The following is a 16,303-nucleotide window of genomic DNA, read 5'->3' as shown; positions in this document are numbered from 1 at the left end:
GATGGACAGTTTTTCTTGTCAAAACGTTCTGTTTTTGGACGCAACCAGACGGGCGGATTAAACCGGTCCGATAACGGTCCTCTTCGTCTCCAAGTCCATTTCTACATACCTCTTACCTGCCGCGAAGGCGGCGCAGGAGGTGTTGAAGGCCTATTGCGTCACGGAACAAAACATCGAGACGTTAGAGTGCCGGCTGTCGCAGCCAGTTAGACTTGGAAGGCTGTTGTTTCGCAAAGCCCGAGTGCAAGCCCCCCTTATTTATCATGTGAAGTACGCTCTGGAAGCCGGGCGGTCCAACGTCAGTATTTACTAGTGCCGCTCCGTGCTCGTGAAACATAGGAGTAAGCATTGCGTTCCGCAGGCTTGCTGCTGAAACTAACCAATGAGCTGAAGCTGGTCTATGACCCAACACGGTCCCAAATTATCGTGGTTCCATCACAGGCGTTTTGATATCCGATTCCGCCAGTAATCTTCTTCTTGCGACTTCGATCCATGCCCGCAGTCACCTTGACAAGTGGGCCAATGATTTTTGAAGGCCCATGCGGTCCTGCCGCAGAATAATGCCGCTCCTTTGATGGCATTTACTGCAACACAGGAGACAGGCCATGGAACCGAAACGGAGGGTCGACCGCCAAGACGCGGTGCGGAGGTAGGCGGTCGCCGTTCTGGCAGGCTGATACGCCAATCCTGAAGCGGGCAGGCGATATCAGGGGGCAGAAGCGTCAGGGCCGTCTGTATCTAGTGCGCGGTAACACATGCTTTTGCATGTGAGAGAGCGAGGCCTGTCAATCCGGGCAATGAAGATGGCCATCTTTGAATAACCCAAGTGTTTCGACCCACCGCAACGGCGACATTCCACCCCGGGCTGGAAAAGCCACGTCGCAATCGACCGGAAACTGGCCCAAGACGGGCATGGCCGTCGGAGCGGTCGGCAAAGGCACGCCAATCGCATGTCAATAACCACTCCCTCATCTGCAAGTTTGGGAGCTGTCAAAAGAGGCGGCGGATTTAGCCTATGATATCTGGCCAAGATCCGGGCGAGAAATGTATTTAAACCAACTCAAAGGCAACTTAGGTCCGGCCTCCGCCCGATTGCGTGGAACGAGCATCTCAGAAAGGGCGCGGAGTGGTGCCGTGTTCGAATTTGGAAAGCTCCACGCCAACGCAGCTAAGTGCATTGATTGCCTGCGCTTGGCATTGTTTTCCCCTTCCGGGGGAGGGACCCACCGGGGAAATTCAGCCTGATCGTTGGCCTGGGGTGCAACAAAACGTTCGCTATTAAGCACGGCACAAGGCCGCCAAAGTCCCGACTTTGGATGCGGAACGTGCAGATATCAAAGCACAGGGTGACTTTGCCGTTGGCTTTTCACTCAATTCGCGGCATTGTATCCAAGTGGATACAATAATGGATGCGGCATGGCACAAACTGAAATACAAGATATGTCCCAAGGCGAAGCTGCTTACCAAAAACTGCATCAGGCCATTCGCGCCGGTGTCTTCAAACCCGGTGATAGACTGCGCGAGATCGATGTGGCCGACCGGCTTTCCTTGTCGCGCACACCGGTTCGCGAAGCGCTTCGCAAGTTGGAGAACGAGGGGATTGTTGAACATCGTGCACGCATTGGTGCTGTGATCCGCACCTTGTCCCAAACCGAAGTTGTCGAACTCTATGAGATGCGGGTGGTGTTGGAACGCACGGCCGCCGAAATGGCTGCAAAACATATTAGCCCTGCTGAAATCGACTTTCTCGAATACCTGAACACACAGATTCACAAGGCCCGAGGCGAGGCACCGGCGGCGGCAGCGATCAATCACGACTTCCATCGATGCATTTATGAGGCAACACGCAACCGGTTCTTGCAAGAGGCCGCCCGCGGTTTGAACAACGCCTTGTTGTTGCTTGGCCCAACGACGCTGGCCGATGACGCGCGGATCGAAATCGTCTGCAAACAGCACGCTACAATCATCACGGCAATCCGGGGTGGCGATTCAGACGCTGCGGGAGATGCCGCTGAAACCCATTTGCAAACCTCGCTGCGCCATAGACTTAAGGTGATGAACGGATGAAAAACACTCTGTATCCGATCGTGATTTCAGTGCTCGGTGTAGCGGTATTCCAAACGACGGGCTTGCCGCTGCCTTTTTTGCTTGGACCAATCGTCGCCTGTTTGATCGCGGCCTTGGTCGGTGTGCCGATGCGCGGCAATGCGCTGCTGAACGATGGGATGCGCACGATACTGGGTGTCGCTGTCGGTGCGACATTTACGATGCCCTTGCTGCTGTCGATGACTTCGATGTGGCCCACTTTACTGCTGATACCGGTGATGATTGCGGCGATCGGAGCGATCGGCGTTCCGTATTTTCAACGCCTCTGGGGGTATGACTTTGCCACAAGCTATTACGCGTCGATGCCGGGCGGTTTTCAAGATATGGTGCTGTTCGGAGAAGACGCCGGTGCAGATGTGCGGGTTCTGTCGCTGATACACGCAACCCGCGTCATGGTGATTGTCATCGCGTTGCCCTTCATTTTGCGGTGGGCGTGGAACGCTGATTTAAGCACCCCGCCGGGCGACCCCGCCGCGACCATCGCGCCGTCTCAGCTGGCACTGATGGTGTTTTGCGGCATCGCAGGCTGGCGACTTGCCTTGCGTTTGGGCATGTTTGGCGCGTCCATTTTGGGGCCTCTCATTCTTGCGGCCAGTCTTGCGCTGACGGGTGTTTTGCAACACCGTCCACCTGCCGAAGCGATCTGGGCGGCCCAGTTTTTCATCGGCATGGGGGTCGGCGCAAAATATGCCGGCGTGACCATGACCGAAGTGCGCACCTCTGTTACCGCAGCCATCGGATTTTGTGTGATACTGCTGATATTGACCATATGTTTTGCCGAGTTCATTCATTTGCTTGATTTGGCTCCGGCGATGGAAACGATCCTGGCCTTCGCACCGGGAGGGCAGGCGGAGCTGACCGTCTTGGCGCTGATTGTTGGAGCCGACATGGCGTTTGTGATTGCCCACCATGTGTTGCGGATTTTTGTGGTCATTATGGGGGCTCCTTTGTTTGCGCGATTGTTCCGGACTGATACGCCTGATTAAAAGGGGGTTGCGTATGACTGTCTTCAAAGAGTTGCAGAAACGGTACCCATGGGCTGTGATCAATGCAGGCACGCGCGTAGCGGTTTGAACGCCCGGCGGCAGTGACGCAGACAGTAACAAAACCAACCCGATCACCCCAAACCCATTGCTGTTGAATTTACCGGGGGCTGCCGCGAAGCAGGCCCAAATGGCAAAACGCTTGTTTGAACCAGCTTGGGCACCAAAGACGGATTTCGCGGTTTGGTAGATGATGCGCCTGATCTCAAAGCTCGATGTATGAGCAATTTTCCGCGACTTTTTCCAAAAAACAAATTCCAGTACTGCAATGTATTAACCTGCGCATGTTAGGTCGGCACAAGGAGCCGCGAAAACTGTGAATTGAGGAAAGCAAAATGAAATACATCCAGACATGGGCATTGGCGACAAGCTTGGTTTTGGGCTGCACCCATTTGGCGCAGGCCAGCCATGCGAACCCATGGGCGACGGCTGATGATACTGTACTGTCCAAATACCACGACGAGAATCAGGCCCGCAGCGTTGACACTCCCGGAGAAGATGAAATGCGCGGGGGCATGGAACGTGCGGCCAATGGCAAGACCAGCGGCGTCGCCAGCGACAACAGCGGCGGCAAATCAGAAGGCGGCAAAGGCAGAAAAGGCCGGTCGAGATAACTCTCAAATCTTGAATATCGGCAGGGGTTGATTCGCGCCTGCCACTCATCGAATCCGCTGCCGGAACGTGCCGGGTTCGATACCCCCTAAGGAGACATGGCAAAACGGAGCTTTTTGGCGGATCTGGATCAAGGTATCAGATGGTGCCAAAAAATTTCTAAAAATATTTTTTTCCGAGGCTGCAGCGTCAAACCGCTCGGCAAGAAATCGGCCTGCACCCGATTAAGGCGACATTCACCGGAAATGCTTCGTTCACATTTGATAAACAGAATGTCTTATTTTCCAAGGTGATGTACCCGCGGTGCATCTTTGCCCTTGCTCTGTTGTAACCATGCGAATGAGAGATGATCGTCCCTGTTTTTGAAGAGGAAGAACGATGTTTTTCAGCTCGTTTTTCCCGTTTCAAAAGCTCATTTGTGGTCGATGATCGTTCAAACGCGGATACGGATTGATGTAGATCAATAACATTCTGCAAGTCGAATGTTTAGATGCACTCATTGTAGGGGCACCTTACCAATCACAGGGGCATCGAACTGATATCCTGTTGATTGTTTGTGCCTTTCTGGGTTCTAACTGGGGAGAAAACCACATGGCCACTTTGATTGATCCCGCATCCGCACAAGATGTAGACCAACCACTCAACACCAATCCCGACTACTCGGTAACGCATGTTTTCAGCACAAGCGATGTGACGGGGACCTATGACGGGCTGACGCAAGGTGATGTATTGCCGGGTGAGATGCCCGTTGTTGATTTTTCGGCCGATCCATCGATTACCAAAGAAGGCGTCGCTCTTTATCCGGTAAACAGCGAGTTCGGCTTTATCTCCACAGATTTTGTCGGAGCTGTCGAAAAGGAATTTGAAGACGGCATTTACGGTGAAGGTTGGGTTGGTGATCTGACCGGCCCCGCTGGCGAGCAGCTTGGTATTGTCGTGTCCAACGTAGAGACCGATACGTTCAAAACGCCGGCGTTGCTTGGAACATGGTTGTCAGGTCTGGGGGGGAACACTGTCAAAGCCTCGACCGAGCATTACAACGTAATGCAAGAAATTTTGTCAGATCAGGCATTTCCTGATGATCCGGATGCTGTCTACCCGCTGGACAACAACCTGATCGTTATTGGTGGCGATTATGACGGGCAATCGATTTCGGAACTGTTGGCGGGAACTGCCGTTGATGGCGATGGAAACCCGATCACCATCACGGATGGAAACTTGGACGGTGTCGTCGATATTAAAGACATCCTAAATCCAAACGAAAGCTCGATTGAATACGATATTGCGGCCTCATCCGATTATTCGGTGACCGTGAAAGACGATGGCAAACTGCTGTACCGTTGGGGCAATACCATCAAGCGGCCAAACGACATTCGCCTTGAGGGCGAATTGGAACTGCCTGACGAATGGAGCGAAGTTGCGGCAGAAGGGGACCTGCAGCCCTTGTTCAAGATCACTGCGGCAGAGCTTGTGGTGCATCACACGATCACCAACAACCCCAATGACCAAATCCGTCCCGAAGATCTGGAAAACGAAGCTGCGATCGGCACGCTACCGACGTATCAAGTGATTTCTGACTATAACGAAGACGGCCAAGGGGCGCGTGAGGTCTGGGTTACAACCGACGCATATTATTCAGGCAACGGCACGCTCTACGAAGCCGGTACCATTTTGAAAGACGCCTTGCTTGCGGCCAGTTGGGCGGCAAGTGATCTTGCGGCCATGGGGGCTGCGGACGGTGCCGAGGGCTTTACCAATGCATGGTACACAACCATGGATCGCGAACCGTTCGAACCTGTGTTGAATGAAGATGGCACGGAATATGTCGGGTCCGGCCCACGCTGGCGTCTTCAGCCTGACAAATACGGTCAGGACTTGCCCAGCGTTGATATTCCCACCGATCCCAGCTTGGCACCACCGCCAACCAAAGACGAGCTGAAGTACGAAACTGGTGCTGAAACCCAGACCGTAATCAACTTGCTCGATTGGGAAACCGACTATTCGCCGATGTCTGTAAGCTCGGGCTGGCAGAACCAGGCAGGTACGGTGTCTGAAAATGGCGTCAACATGTCCGAAAACTTTGATTTCGCGGTCTATATCAAAGGCGATATCAAACCGGCAACAGTCTACAGCGCCGAACTGGTCATGAGCTACGAAGAGATCGAAATCTTTGACGCAGGTGTGGCCATCACTGGCGGTGAAGATGATGACATCCTTGCGGGGCAGGGCAACAACCGCTTTGTCGGCGGTGCGGGCAGCGACATGTTCATCGTGTCCTACGGTGCCAGAAGCGCCGCGCAAATTGTTGCTGGTTCTGTTATCGCAGACTTCACCGCTGGCGAAGATGTGCTGAGCTTGATTGGAATGGGGGCTGACGTCGTTACTCTGGACACAGCCATGGCAACAACCAACATCACACAAACTGTGATTGGAGGAGACCTGTCCGTATCCGTTGATGGCGTCGAAGTTGCATTGCTTGAAGGCGTGACTGAAGAACTGGGAGCTGAAAGTTTCTATACTTCAACTCAAAGCTCAAAAGTTGCTGAATCTACCACCATCACCGGAACCCCTGGTCCCGACAATATCGTGGGGGATGACGACAACAACATCATTTACGCTTTGGCGGGTGACGATACCGTCGAGGGCGGCCTTGGCGATGATCGTGCCTTCCTTTCCGATGGTGACGATATCTATCGATCCACTGCCGACGATGCGTCGGATGGCGATGACATGATCGCTGGCGAGCTTGGCGATGACATTGTCTACGGCGGCGGCGGCGACGATTCCATCTGGGGTGGTGACGGCAATGACTTGCTGTACGGCTCGGCTGGCAATGACAAGATGGGCGGCGACGCTGGCAACGACACCATTTTCGGCGGAGCTGACAATGACACTGTCTGGGGGGGCACAGGTCTTGACCGGATCTACCTCGAAGACGGCAACGATGTTTTCTACGACGACGTGGAAACTGGCGTAAATGCCAGTGACATGGTCGCAGGCGGTGCCGGCAACGACAGCATCTATGGTGCCGGAGGCGATGACCGCCTTTGGGGTGAGAGCGGCTCTGACTACATCGAAGGCGGTGAAGGCAACGACCTTATCGGCGGCGGTACTTGGGCCGACACCTTGGACGGCGGAACCGGGAATGACACGATCATTGGCGGTGCGGGCAATGACCGGACGCTTGGTGGAACCGGAAATGATCGATACGAGTTCTCTTTTGGCGCTGACGGACGTGATGTTATCTCGGAAGTCGGTGGTAGCGGGACGGACACCCTTGCCATTCTCGACAGTGACTTGTCTGAACTTGGAATACGACGTTCAGGAACGTCCGTGGTGATCGAGGATGTTGAGGGAGTGAACCGCGTTGTTGTCGAGGGTCATTTCTCCGGGATCGCAACCAACCGACTTGACATGATCGATGCAAACGACGGTCTTCGCTACTTCAAGACGGATTTGGTTGGAACAGCGTCGTCCGATCTTGTGGTCGGAACATCTGCGGCGGAGATCATCTCTGGCGGCGGCGGCAACGATATTGTTGTCGGTGGCGGGTCAAAGGACAGCTTGGATGGCGGGGCAGGCGCGGATGTTTTCATCTACTCCCAACTTTCCGACAGTGCCGCAACCGCACCCGGTCGCGACACTATTTATGACTTCAATCAGGCTGAAGGCGACAAAATCGGGCTGGCAGCGCTGGATGCCAATACCGGACTTGCGGGCGACGATAGTTTCACATTTACGGGCTTTGGTCCCACCTCTGGTGCCGGCACATTGTCCTACACCTATGGCGTTCAAAATACGATCATCTGGGCGGATGTCGATGGTGGTGGAGCTGACTTCTCGATCCTCTTGGCGGGAACGCACACCTTGGTCGCGGATGACTTCATACTGTAATTGAAACCAAGACGGGGCGAGAAATCGCCCCGTCTGTTTTTGATCAGGTTGATTTGGACGGGCGCGCCATGCGCTCGTTCATTTTTTTCAACTGCCTTCGCATCATATTCATATAGATCCCAAACGGCAGGTATCGCTTTTGAAGCCAGCTGCGGCGCGCTGTGTCATGGGTCAAAATTAGCGGTTTGTCGGCCGCCAGTCCTGCAAGGATCGCTGTCGCGATCTGGTCTGCGCCCAGCCTCGATCGTTCCACCAATCGTTTTGTCACGCGTTCGGTTTCCGGATCAGTAGACCTCATGTTGCGCGCCAGATCAGTGCGGAAAAAAGCGGGGCAGGCGACGTGGATGGATATTCCTTTTGGTTCCCATTCCAACATCAAGGTTTCGGAAATTGCCAAAACTGCCGATTTGGCGGCATTGTAGGCTGCTGAATTTGGCAGATACAGCATAGCCGCCATCGATGCGATATTGAGCACCCGTGCGCCGGGTTCCATGATAGGTGACAATGCCTGACACCCGCGGACAATCCCGAAGACATTGATATCCATAATCCATTGCCAATCAGAAATGGGCGTTTTGACCAAGGGGCCCATTTGCGCAACACCGGCATTGTTGATCAAAAGATCGACACCGCCCCAAGTGTCGCGCAGCCATTTCGCTGCGGCATGAAAATCCTCTTCGCTTCGCACATCGCATTTGATTGCATAAGCTCCGATCTGCGCTGCGGTGTCTTCGGCCGCTGCAACATCGACGTCGCCGATCAAAACCAGTGCACCCTCATCCGCAAGTTGCCGGGCCAATTCGCGGCCCAGACCTGCTCCGCCGCCGGTGATAAAGACCCGGCGTTTTCCGGTGTGCGAAATACCTTGCATGATTTTTCCTTAGCTTGGCCTCAGGCCTCTTGTTGACGCGCGGCACGCAGCAGTGCTTTTTTTGTGGCCGAAACAGTACCATCCGAAAAAGAACTACGGTTCAGCGCTAGAAAAACATCTTCGATGCCATTCTTGGGGCGGGCATTTTGAACGCCGCCAATTGCCAATAGGCTGCGGGTTTCGGGATTAAGGCCCGCCAGATCGAAAACCACCGTTGCCGGGCCCTCTGGCGCGGATTTGCTGTCTTCCAAAGCGGCCGAATGCACCTTGCCGAACGACAAGGCCTGCTGGGTTTGCGTAACAATGCTTTGTAAGTCAGCCGCTTCGCTGAAAAGCGCGCTATGCGCCTTCAAATCCAGATCAATCCGCCGGCTGCGTAGATTTTGCCACCACAAACTGGCCAGCCAACTGTCGCGCTGTCTGGTCGACAACAAGATATCAAGCTCAATCATGCCTTCAAAAACGCCGGCCACCACCCGCTCGATTTCGGCCATGAGATCTGGCACCGCACCATAAGTTTTGACGCCGCCCCGACCGGGCATCAAACCGGAAAGATCCTCGGCAGAGATGACAATCGGTCGGGGGTCAGATTGGTCCATACCTTCAAAAAACAGATGGCAGTGTTTGCCAAAACTCTTCAAATCCGTCGCCGCCCTGCTTTGGCTGAATTGCCGTGCGTGGGGGATCAATTTACGGACATCGGATCGCAGAAAACAGCGAAGATAGGGGGCCAGAAGTGACGCGTTTTCTTCCAAAGCGAGTTGCACGCTTTTGGTGCCAGTCTTGTGAAACCCGGCATGCACGATGATTTTGGGCGTTCGGGTCATAGTGTCACTGTGCTTGTTGTGGGGGCCATGCATATGGCTGTCGAAGATATTTAGCCTCATCCAGAGCGGTTTGGCCATTCAAGAATTCGCCATGATGTCCTCTAAGGCGCATACCCGAACAGAGCGGTAATTTCCGGTGATACGGTAGCCAAAGACCGAATTTGAGGGAGCAAGAGCCACCATTTTGGCAGTGAAATTCTGGGCTTAGCTTGCGTTCTTTGTGGTTTTCCGGTCTAGTTCCTCAGACGGGATAGATTCCCGGGGGGAAAGTAATGAAGAGCGACCTCACCGTCAGGCTCGCCGACCGTCTGTCGCGGTTGCGCGCCGACAAGGGTTGGACCTTGGACCAGTTGGCTGGCGCAAGTGGCGTTAGCCGTGCCGCACTGTCGCGGTTGGAAAATGCCGAAGTCAGCCCATCTGCCGATGTGCTGGATAAACTGGCAGCCGCCCATTCCATGAGCCTGTCGCGCCTGCTGGCGATGACAGAACAAAGCTTTCCAGTGCATATCAGACGTGATGATCAGGCGATGTGGCGCGACGAGGACAGTGGATTTGCCCGTCGGATTGTCTCGCCGGGGGCGGCGGCCCTTGCCGGAGAGATCGAGGAATGCAGGCTGCCACCGGGCACTGAAATTATCCAAGAAGGTCAAGATCTTGAGGGGCTTGAGGTGCATGTGGTTGTTGTGTCTGGTTACATGCACGCAGAGCTGGGCTCTGCAGTGTATGAGGTCGGACCGGGGGATTCCTTGCGGTTTCGCCAGTCCGGAGCGTTGCGCCTGACCACTGCCAAGGGGCAGGGGTGTAAATTCATTATCTGCCGCTTGTCAGGGTGACCAAAAGGTTCGAGTGGTCAACAGTTTGGAACATTGACCGCCAACCCGCCCAGTGATGTTTCTTTGTATTTCTCATGCATATCCTGGCCGGTCTGGCGCATGGTTTCGATGACAGAATCCAAAGGCACCAAGTGCTGACCATCGCCGCGCATCGCCAAAGATGCGGCTGAAACAGCCTTGATCGCGCCCAGCCCGTTGCGTTCGATGCAAGGCACTTGAACCAGCCCCTTGACCGGATCGCAGGTCATGCCCAGATGGTGTTCAAGGGCGATTTCAGCGGCATTCTCGATTTGCTCTGCGGTGCCTCCCAACACAGCGCATAGCCCGGCCGCCGCCATCGCGCTGGCACTGCCGACTTCTGCCTGACACCCTGCCTCGGCCCCGCTGATCGAAGCGTTATACTTCACCAGCCCGCCAATGGCCGCAGCGGTCAGCAAAAAGTCCGGAATCTTTGAGGCTGTTGCACCGGGTACAAAATCCAGCCAGTAGCGGATAACAGCAGGCACAACACCGGCTGCACCATTGGTCGGCGCGGTGACCACTTGGCCGCCATTTGCGTTCTCTTCGTTGACCGCCATGGCAAACGTGCTCATCCAGTCGTTGATGGTATGAGGAGCGGCCCAGTTTAATCCGCGCTCGGCTTCTAATTGTTCGTGGATGTTTTTCGCCCTCCGCCGGACATTCAACCCTCCGGGCAAGATGCCGTCCTGTGCCAACCCGCGTTCGATACAGCTGTTCATCACATCCCAGATCCGGGCCAAACCGGTGTCCAGACTGTCTTTGCAGCCACGTGATATCTCATTGGCACGCTTCATGTCCGCAATGCTGAGGCCCGACGCCTGCGCCATGGTCAACATTTGTGCGGCGGTGTGAAACGGAAACGGGATGCTGGGCCCCTGATCAACATCTTCGCCCGAAGACAGCTCTGCCTCGGTGAGAACAAAACCGCCGCCTATCGAATAATAGACCTCCTGCAAAATCACATCACCCTGAGCGTCGGTCGCCATCAAAATCATGCCGTTGGCATGGCCCGCTAGGGCAGGGCCAAAGTCGAATTTCAAATCGGTCTTGGGATCAAATTGCAAAGGGCCCAAACCGTGCGGTGAAACTTGCTTGGTTGCATGAATTTCGGACAGGGTCGCTTCGGCTTGGTCATGGTCATACTCTGCGGGCATAAAGCCTGCCAATCCCAGAACCGTGGCACGGTCGGTTGCATGGCCGACGCCGGTAAAGGCCAATGACCCGTGCAACGACGCGCGCAAGCCGTGGGCTTGAAACGGGGCGGCGCGCAATGCGTCCAGAAACAATCCACCCGCCACCATGGGGCCCATGGTGTGTGAAGAAGACGGGCCAACGCCGATTTTGAACATATCAAAGACCGAAAGGAACATGGGAACCTCATGTGAGTGTTGTGTCACATCTATCGAAACCATCTGCTACAAACGCAACAAATGCGACACTTTACGGATGAAATTTCCGTTGGTCGGAAAAAGCGCCAGATCAGCAATTCTGCGGATGTCCATGGCGCATGACAGGGCCCTTCTGGGTTTGCTGCCCTGATCGGAGACGGTTGAGGCTTGGGAAATGCTCGCGCGAATGTGCTCAGGTGTTTCTTGCCACTGACTGACTGTGCCGCGCATGGTGTATCAAACGGAGGATTTGCAATGAAACGACGTACCTTTTTGACAAGCGCGATGGCAGCATTCACTTGCAGTCCGGCCTTTGCTGCGGGCTACGAGGTGACACGTAGTGACGCGCAATGGCGGGCTATGCTCAGCAAGCAAGAATACAATGTAATGCGCCAAGAGGGGACAGAGCGGGCGTTTACGTCGCCTTTGAATGACGAAAAACGCAATGGTGTTTTTGCCTGTCGCGGCTGCGATCTGCCGCTGTATGATGCGAAAGACAAGTTTGACAGCGGTACAGGCTGGCCGTCCTTTGTGCGGGCTATGCCCAATGCGATTGGAACCAAGAAAGACCGGAAACTGTTTTTGAGCCGCACGGAGTGCCACTGCAGCCGCTGCGGATCTCACCTTGGACATATTTTTGATGATGGACCGGCCCCGACAGGTAAGCGCCATTGCATCAATGGTGTCAGTCTCAAGTTCAATGCCGCTTAAACGGTAAACGGGTTCTTGTTCAATAAACAAGAACCCGTTTACCGTGAGTGTGGTGTCGTTTGGGAGGAGAAGGATATGTCCTGTCCTCAGTGTGACACAACCCTTGCGTGTAAGTCTATACTTGATTTCGCATTAAGTAGGGTCAGTCCGCCCATGGCTGGTGAAAAGCCCCATTCCCACGACCATCTGCACATAGAAAAGCCGGCTCTGAGACAGAGCCGGCAAAACTTTTTGGATTTGGCAGGAACAGCTATTTAAAACTGCGGCTGTCTTTGATTTGTTCCCAAGCCCAGACAACTTCTTGCAACTGGTCTTCTTGGCTGCGATCGCCGCCATTGATATCCGGGTGCAGGACTTTGATCAGCTTTTTATAGGCAGCACGGATTTCCGCCTTGGTCATGTTATCCTTGGCTTCCAGGATTTCAATCGCCTTGCGTTCTGTTGGAGGCAACTTGCGACCTGCACCGCCGCCCTTGCCGGGATTGCGCGTGGCATTGTCACCCAGAACCTGATGGGGATCTTCAATACCCAAACGTGCCCAAGCCTTTGCCTCCGGATCACGGAAATCCTTTGTCTTGCGCTCCCAGACTTTGTCAGAGCTTTCTTGCGCATTCATCTCGGCTTCGGTCTTGCCGTCGAAAAAGCTCCATTTGGCGTTATATTCACGCACATGGTCCTTACAGAACCAGAAAAAGTCATCCAAAACATCCGGCGCTTTGGGCGCGCGGAATTTGCCTGGCTCTTCGCAACCTTCATGTTCGCAAGCACGAGTAGACGTAACTTGTTCACCTGTCATGCCCTTACGCCCGCGCGGGTTCTTCTTCTTCGCGGACTTAATCGACATGTCGAAACCAAAAGGATCATTCCTGCTCATCGTGCACCTCTTCTCGACTCGGACGCCAGAGTTTAGACTAATCTCAGCAACATTACAGGGGGCGAATCGGGAAAATGTCGAAGTCGGCGGAAATTCACAAAAGGTTGAGCGATGCGCTAGCTCCTACAACCATAGATGTGCGCAATGACAGCAGCCGCCACAGCGGTCACTCGGGCGATGATGGCAGTGGCGAAAGCCATTTCCATGTCATGCTGCGCAGTCCGGCCTTTGAGGGCAAAACGCGCATTGCGCGTCACAGGATGGTACATCAAGCCATGGGTGCTGAACTGGTGACCTCGATCCACGCGTTGTCGCTGGATCTTGATGTCTAAGAAAAAGAGCGAGCCATAAATTGGCTCGCCCTCTACTTGATACAAAAACACATAATCCCAAATCGGGGTACTTGGTTAAAATTACTGGTCTTAACGTCCCCGCTGAATACCGGGTCAGCACCGGGATACAGGCTCCCGTTAACAGTTTTTTAACACTTTCCGGCTTTTTCCGTCAGTCAGGGATTCCTTACCTAAAGGAAACCTAGAATAAGTGGCACGGGAATTCGGGCCGTTTTTGCCGGTTATAATCGCAACAACCGGCGTTTCATCCGTTCGGCCATTCGCCGCAATCGTATCAAGCGGGGGTGAGGCAACAAAGGTAGAGCCTCTGGCGGCGCGAGCCGAAGCCCCAATTCTGCCTGAACCTTGTCCCGCATGGCCGAATATGCGCGAATGTCATTTGGTCTAAGGGCCGCGGCGCGGTATTTCTCACCGGGCAAGGCCATCAAGCGGGCGACCTGCTGTGGATCACGGTCGGCGTGACCGGTTGGAAAGTCCCGATTGTAAACCATGAGAGCCGAAACGGCCGGGCCGGATACAGCAGTGTTTGCGATCTGCTCGGTGCAGCCGATTTCGGTCAGCGTTGGTAGGTTGAAATGCCCGAGGAAAGTATCCGCCACCCCTTCGCGGATCAAATCTTCGAATCGCAAGAAGGTGCTGTTTTCTCGTCCGAAAACCTGCGCCACCTTGAGAGGAAAGTCACCCACACGCTTCAAGCCGGTCGCAAAGGAGGTTCCACGGGAGGACAGTCCTGCCTTAACCATTTGTTGCGTGTTGGACCCAAGCCAACTGTGCAGCTCGCGATAGACATACACTGCGTGAACCTGCCCATGCGGCGAAAGGAAGTCGCGCAGGGCGGTCATTTGTTCGGGCGGCAGCATGGCAAGATATTCGTTGGATAAGATGATTGTCTTGCCGCGATTGCGGTCCAAAGCTGCTGCAAGTTCGTTCATGGCTTTGCGATCCCGATCGCGGATTTGATCCACCGTTAAACCGGAAAGCCGGTTCCATGGAAAAATCATGGGATCCGTCAGGAACGCAGAATAGAGATGCGGGTAGGAATTGCCGGGGCCCAAAAAGACCACGTCCCGTGACCGCAAAGCCTGCCGTGCAGCGGCGAAGCTCTGCTGTAGGGTCGTGGTCCCTGTCTTATGGGTGCCCAAATGAAGCAAGATAGTGGTGTCTTGCACCACGTCTCAGTCCTTCAGTTTTTGTGCCACAATCTGGTTTACGGCTTTTGGATTGGCTTTACCGCCCGTCGCCTTCATGACTTGCCCTACAAACCAGCCTGCCAGCTTTGGATTTGCCTTGGCTTTTTCGACCTGCGCAGGGTTGGCTGCGATGATTTCATCCACAGCGGCTTCGATCGCGCCGGTATCGGTGACCTGCTTCATACCGCGCGCTTCGACGATGGCATCAGGGTCGCCACCTTCGGTATAGACGATTTCGAACAGGTCTTTAGCGATCTTGCCAGAAATGGTGTCGGATTTGATCAATTTGATGATGCCCGCCAGCTGAGCGGGCGATACCGGGCTATCTTCAATCGAATGGTCTTCTTTCTTGAGACGGCCAAACAATTCGTTGATCACCCAGTTGGCGGCCAGTTTGCCGTCGCCGGCCGTGCTTGCGACCTTTTCAAAGAAATCAGCGCTGATCACTTCGGCCGTCAGAACCGAGGCGTCATATTCTGACAATCCGTAGTCGCCCACAAACCGCGCCTTCTTCTCATCAGGCAGCTCTGGCAGGGTCTTGGCAATGTCATCGACCCATTCTTGTTCGATTTCCAACGGCAGCAGATCAGGGCATGGGAAATAGCGGTAGTCATGCGCTTCTTCTTTTGAGCGCATGGACCGTGTTTCGCCCTTGTCGGGATCATACAGGCGGGTTTCCTGATGCACTTCGCCGCCGGCTTCGACAATGGCGATCTGGCGGCGGGCTTCTACGTCAATGGCTTGCTGGATAAAGCGCATGGAGTTCATGTTCTTGATCTCGCAGCGCGTCCCGAGATGCGAGAAATCCTGCGTTTCCATGTATTTTTCATACTGGCCAGCCCGGCAGATCGAGACGTTCACATCTGCGCGCAGGTTGCCGTTTTGCATGTTGCCATCGCAGGTGCCCAAATAGCGCAGAATCTGGCGGATCTTGGCGATATAGGCCGCCGCTTCTTCGGGGCCGCGAATGTCAGGGCACGATACGATTTCCATGAGCGCGACGCCGGTCCGGTTCAGGTCCACAAAGGACATGTTCGGATCCATGTCGTGGATCGATTTACCAGCGTCTTGTTCAATGTGGATACGTTCAATACGGACGCGGCGGGCAATGCCGGGCTCCATGTCGACGATCACTTCGCCTTCGCCCACGATGGGGTGGTAAAGCTGGGAAATCTGGTAACCCTGAGGCAAATCAGGGTAGAAATAGTTCTTGCGGTCAAAGGCAGATTTCAGGTGAATTTCCGCCTTCAGGCCAAGGCCCGTACGGACCGCTTGTTCGACGCAAAATTCGTTGATGACGGGCAACATGCCGGGCATCGCTGCGTCCACAAAGGCCACGTTGGAATTTGGCTCTGCGCCGAATTTCGTCGATGCACCCGAGAACAGTTTTGCCTTGCTGGCAACCTGTGCATGCACCTCCATACCGATGACCAGTTCCCAGTCATACTTGGCCCCGGCGATTGTTTTGGGCGTTGGGGTGTCAAATGTCAGGTCCAGCATGGCGTTCCTCGGCTCTCATGGAATGGGCCACCAAATACGCCAGAGGCGGGCAGGGGGCAAGAGGCCAAGGTGGCCTTTCC

The 16,303-nt window shown here is 54.6% G+C and carries 13 protein-coding genes; 7 read left to right on the top strand and 6 right to left on the bottom strand.

Annotation, left to right across the window (positions count from 1 at the left end; genetic code table 11):
* Positions 1–1,416 precede the first annotated feature (1,416 nt).
* From C8N36_RS11385 to C8N36_RS11370, 4 genes are all read left to right on the top strand, one after another.
* Complete coding sequence (locus C8N36_RS11385; protein ID WP_097804584.1) at positions 1,417–2,067, top strand: GntR family transcriptional regulator; 651 nt, start codon at positions 1,417–1,419, stop codon at positions 2,065–2,067.
* A complete protein-coding gene (locus C8N36_RS11380) occupies positions 2,064–3,092 on the top strand; it encodes an AbrB family transcriptional regulator (protein WP_097804585.1) in 1,029 nt (342 codons plus the stop codon). Before C8N36_RS11385 ends, C8N36_RS11380 begins: the two co-directional genes overlap by 4 nt.
* 392 nt (positions 3,093–3,484) lie before the next feature.
* A complete protein-coding gene (locus C8N36_RS11375; protein WP_097804586.1) occupies positions 3,485–3,763 on the top strand; it encodes a hypothetical protein in 279 nt (92 codons plus the stop codon).
* Positions 3,764–4,352: 589 nt separating this feature from the next.
* Positions 4,353–7,655, top strand: coding sequence for a calcium-binding protein (locus C8N36_RS11370; protein ID WP_097804587.1), 3,303 nt, complete (start codon positions 4,353–4,355; stop codon positions 7,653–7,655).
* A gap of 43 nt (positions 7,656–7,698) precedes the next feature.
* Here the strand turns inward: C8N36_RS11370 and C8N36_RS11365 are convergent, their stop codons facing one another.
* Positions 7,699–8,526 carry an SDR family NAD(P)-dependent oxidoreductase gene (locus C8N36_RS11365; protein ID WP_097804588.1) on the bottom strand — a complete coding sequence of 276 codons (828 nt, stop codon included), beginning with the start codon at positions 8,524–8,526 and terminating at the stop codon, positions 7,699–7,701.
* A 20-nt stretch (positions 8,527–8,546) separates the two neighbouring features.
* A complete protein-coding gene (locus C8N36_RS11360) occupies positions 8,547–9,431 on the bottom strand; it encodes a hypothetical protein (protein WP_097804589.1) in 885 nt (294 codons plus the stop codon).
* 194 nt (positions 9,432–9,625) lie between these two features.
* Between C8N36_RS11360 and C8N36_RS11355 the strand changes: the two genes are divergently transcribed.
* Entirely contained in the window at positions 9,626–10,186 is a 561-nt protein-coding gene (locus C8N36_RS11355; protein ID WP_097804590.1) for an XRE family transcriptional regulator, read from the top strand.
* 17 nt (positions 10,187–10,203) lie between these two features.
* On the opposite strand, the gene C8N36_RS11350 is transcribed toward C8N36_RS11355, so the two are convergent.
* Positions 10,204–11,577: an L-serine ammonia-lyase gene (locus C8N36_RS11350; protein ID WP_097804591.1), complete on the bottom strand. Its 1,374-nt coding sequence runs from the start codon at positions 11,575–11,577 to the stop codon at positions 10,204–10,206.
* Positions 11,578–11,850: 273 nt separating this feature from the next.
* On the opposite strand from C8N36_RS11350, the gene msrB reads away from it, so the two are divergent.
* Positions 11,851–12,306: a peptide-methionine (R)-S-oxide reductase MsrB gene (gene msrB, locus C8N36_RS11340; protein ID WP_097804593.1), complete on the top strand. Its 456-nt coding sequence runs from the start codon at positions 11,851–11,853 to the stop codon at positions 12,304–12,306.
* A gap of 250 nt (positions 12,307–12,556) precedes the next feature.
* Here the strand turns inward: msrB and C8N36_RS11335 are convergent, their stop codons facing one another.
* Positions 12,557–13,180 (bottom strand): J domain-containing protein, encoded by a 624-nt coding sequence (locus C8N36_RS11335; RefSeq protein WP_097804594.1) that lies wholly within the window; start codon positions 13,178–13,180, stop codon positions 12,557–12,559.
* Between the two features lie 74 nt (positions 13,181–13,254).
* Here C8N36_RS11335 and C8N36_RS11330 point away from each other — a divergent pair, with 74 nt between their 5' ends.
* A complete protein-coding gene (locus tag C8N36_RS11330; RefSeq protein WP_097804595.1) occupies positions 13,255–13,512 on the top strand; it encodes a BolA family protein in 258 nt (85 codons plus the stop codon).
* 242 nt (positions 13,513–13,754) lie between these two features.
* Here C8N36_RS11330 and C8N36_RS11325 read toward each other — a convergent pair whose 3' ends face one another.
* Entirely contained in the window at positions 13,755–14,702 is a 948-nt protein-coding gene (locus tag C8N36_RS11325) for a hypothetical protein (protein ID WP_141468054.1), read from the bottom strand.
* Positions 14,703–14,708: 6 nt separating this feature from the next.
* Entirely contained in the window at positions 14,709–16,223 is a 1,515-nt protein-coding gene (gene gatB, locus C8N36_RS11320; RefSeq protein ID WP_097804597.1) for an Asp-tRNA(Asn)/Glu-tRNA(Gln) amidotransferase subunit GatB, read from the bottom strand.
* Between the last annotated feature and the right edge of the window lie 80 nt (positions 16,224–16,303).

The organism is Pelagimonas varians (assembly GCF_003208435.1).
GTDB lineage: Bacteria > Pseudomonadota > Alphaproteobacteria > Rhodobacterales > Rhodobacteraceae > Pelagimonas > Pelagimonas varians.
The sequence above is the reverse complement of the archived record's forward strand: the minus strand, read 5'-3'. Positions and strand labels throughout refer to the sequence as shown.

What these genes read in the sequence shown, in the direction of transcription:
- C8N36_RS11385 (WP_097804584.1), top strand. Translation starts at nt 1,417, where the DNA reads ATGGCACAAACTGAAATACAAGATATGTCCCAAGGCGAAGCTGCTTAC.
- C8N36_RS11370 (WP_097804587.1), top strand. Translation starts at nt 4,353, where the DNA reads ATGGCCACTTTGATTGATCCCGCATCCGCACAAGATGTAGACCAACCA.
- C8N36_RS11355 (WP_097804590.1), top strand. Translation starts at nt 9,626, where the DNA reads ATGAAGAGCGACCTCACCGTCAGGCTCGCCGACCGTCTGTCGCGGTTG.
- C8N36_RS11375 (WP_097804586.1), top strand. Translation starts at nt 3,485, where the DNA reads ATGAAATACATCCAGACATGGGCATTGGCGACAAGCTTGGTTTTGGGC.
- C8N36_RS11330 (WP_097804595.1), top strand. Translation starts at nt 13,255, where the DNA reads ATGTCGAAGTCGGCGGAAATTCACAAAAGGTTGAGCGATGCGCTAGCT.
- gatB (WP_097804597.1), bottom strand. Translation starts at nt 16,223, where the DNA reads ATGCTGGACCTGACATTTGACACCCCAACGCCCAAAACAATCGCCGGG.
- C8N36_RS11360 (WP_097804589.1), bottom strand. Translation starts at nt 9,431, where the DNA reads ATGGCCAAACCGCTCTGGATGAGGCTAAATATCTTCGACAGCCATATG.
- msrB (WP_097804593.1), top strand. Translation starts at nt 11,851, where the DNA reads ATGAAACGACGTACCTTTTTGACAAGCGCGATGGCAGCATTCACTTGC.
- C8N36_RS11365 (WP_097804588.1), bottom strand. Translation starts at nt 8,526, where the DNA reads ATGCAAGGTATTTCGCACACCGGAAAACGCCGGGTCTTTATCACCGGC.
- C8N36_RS11335 (WP_097804594.1), bottom strand. Translation starts at nt 13,180, where the DNA reads ATGAGCAGGAATGATCCTTTTGGTTTCGACATGTCGATTAAGTCCGCG.
- C8N36_RS11350 (WP_097804591.1), bottom strand. Translation starts at nt 11,577, where the DNA reads ATGTTCCTTTCGGTCTTTGATATGTTCAAAATCGGCGTTGGCCCGTCT.
- C8N36_RS11380 (WP_097804585.1), top strand. Translation starts at nt 2,064, where the DNA reads ATGAAAAACACTCTGTATCCGATCGTGATTTCAGTGCTCGGTGTAGCG.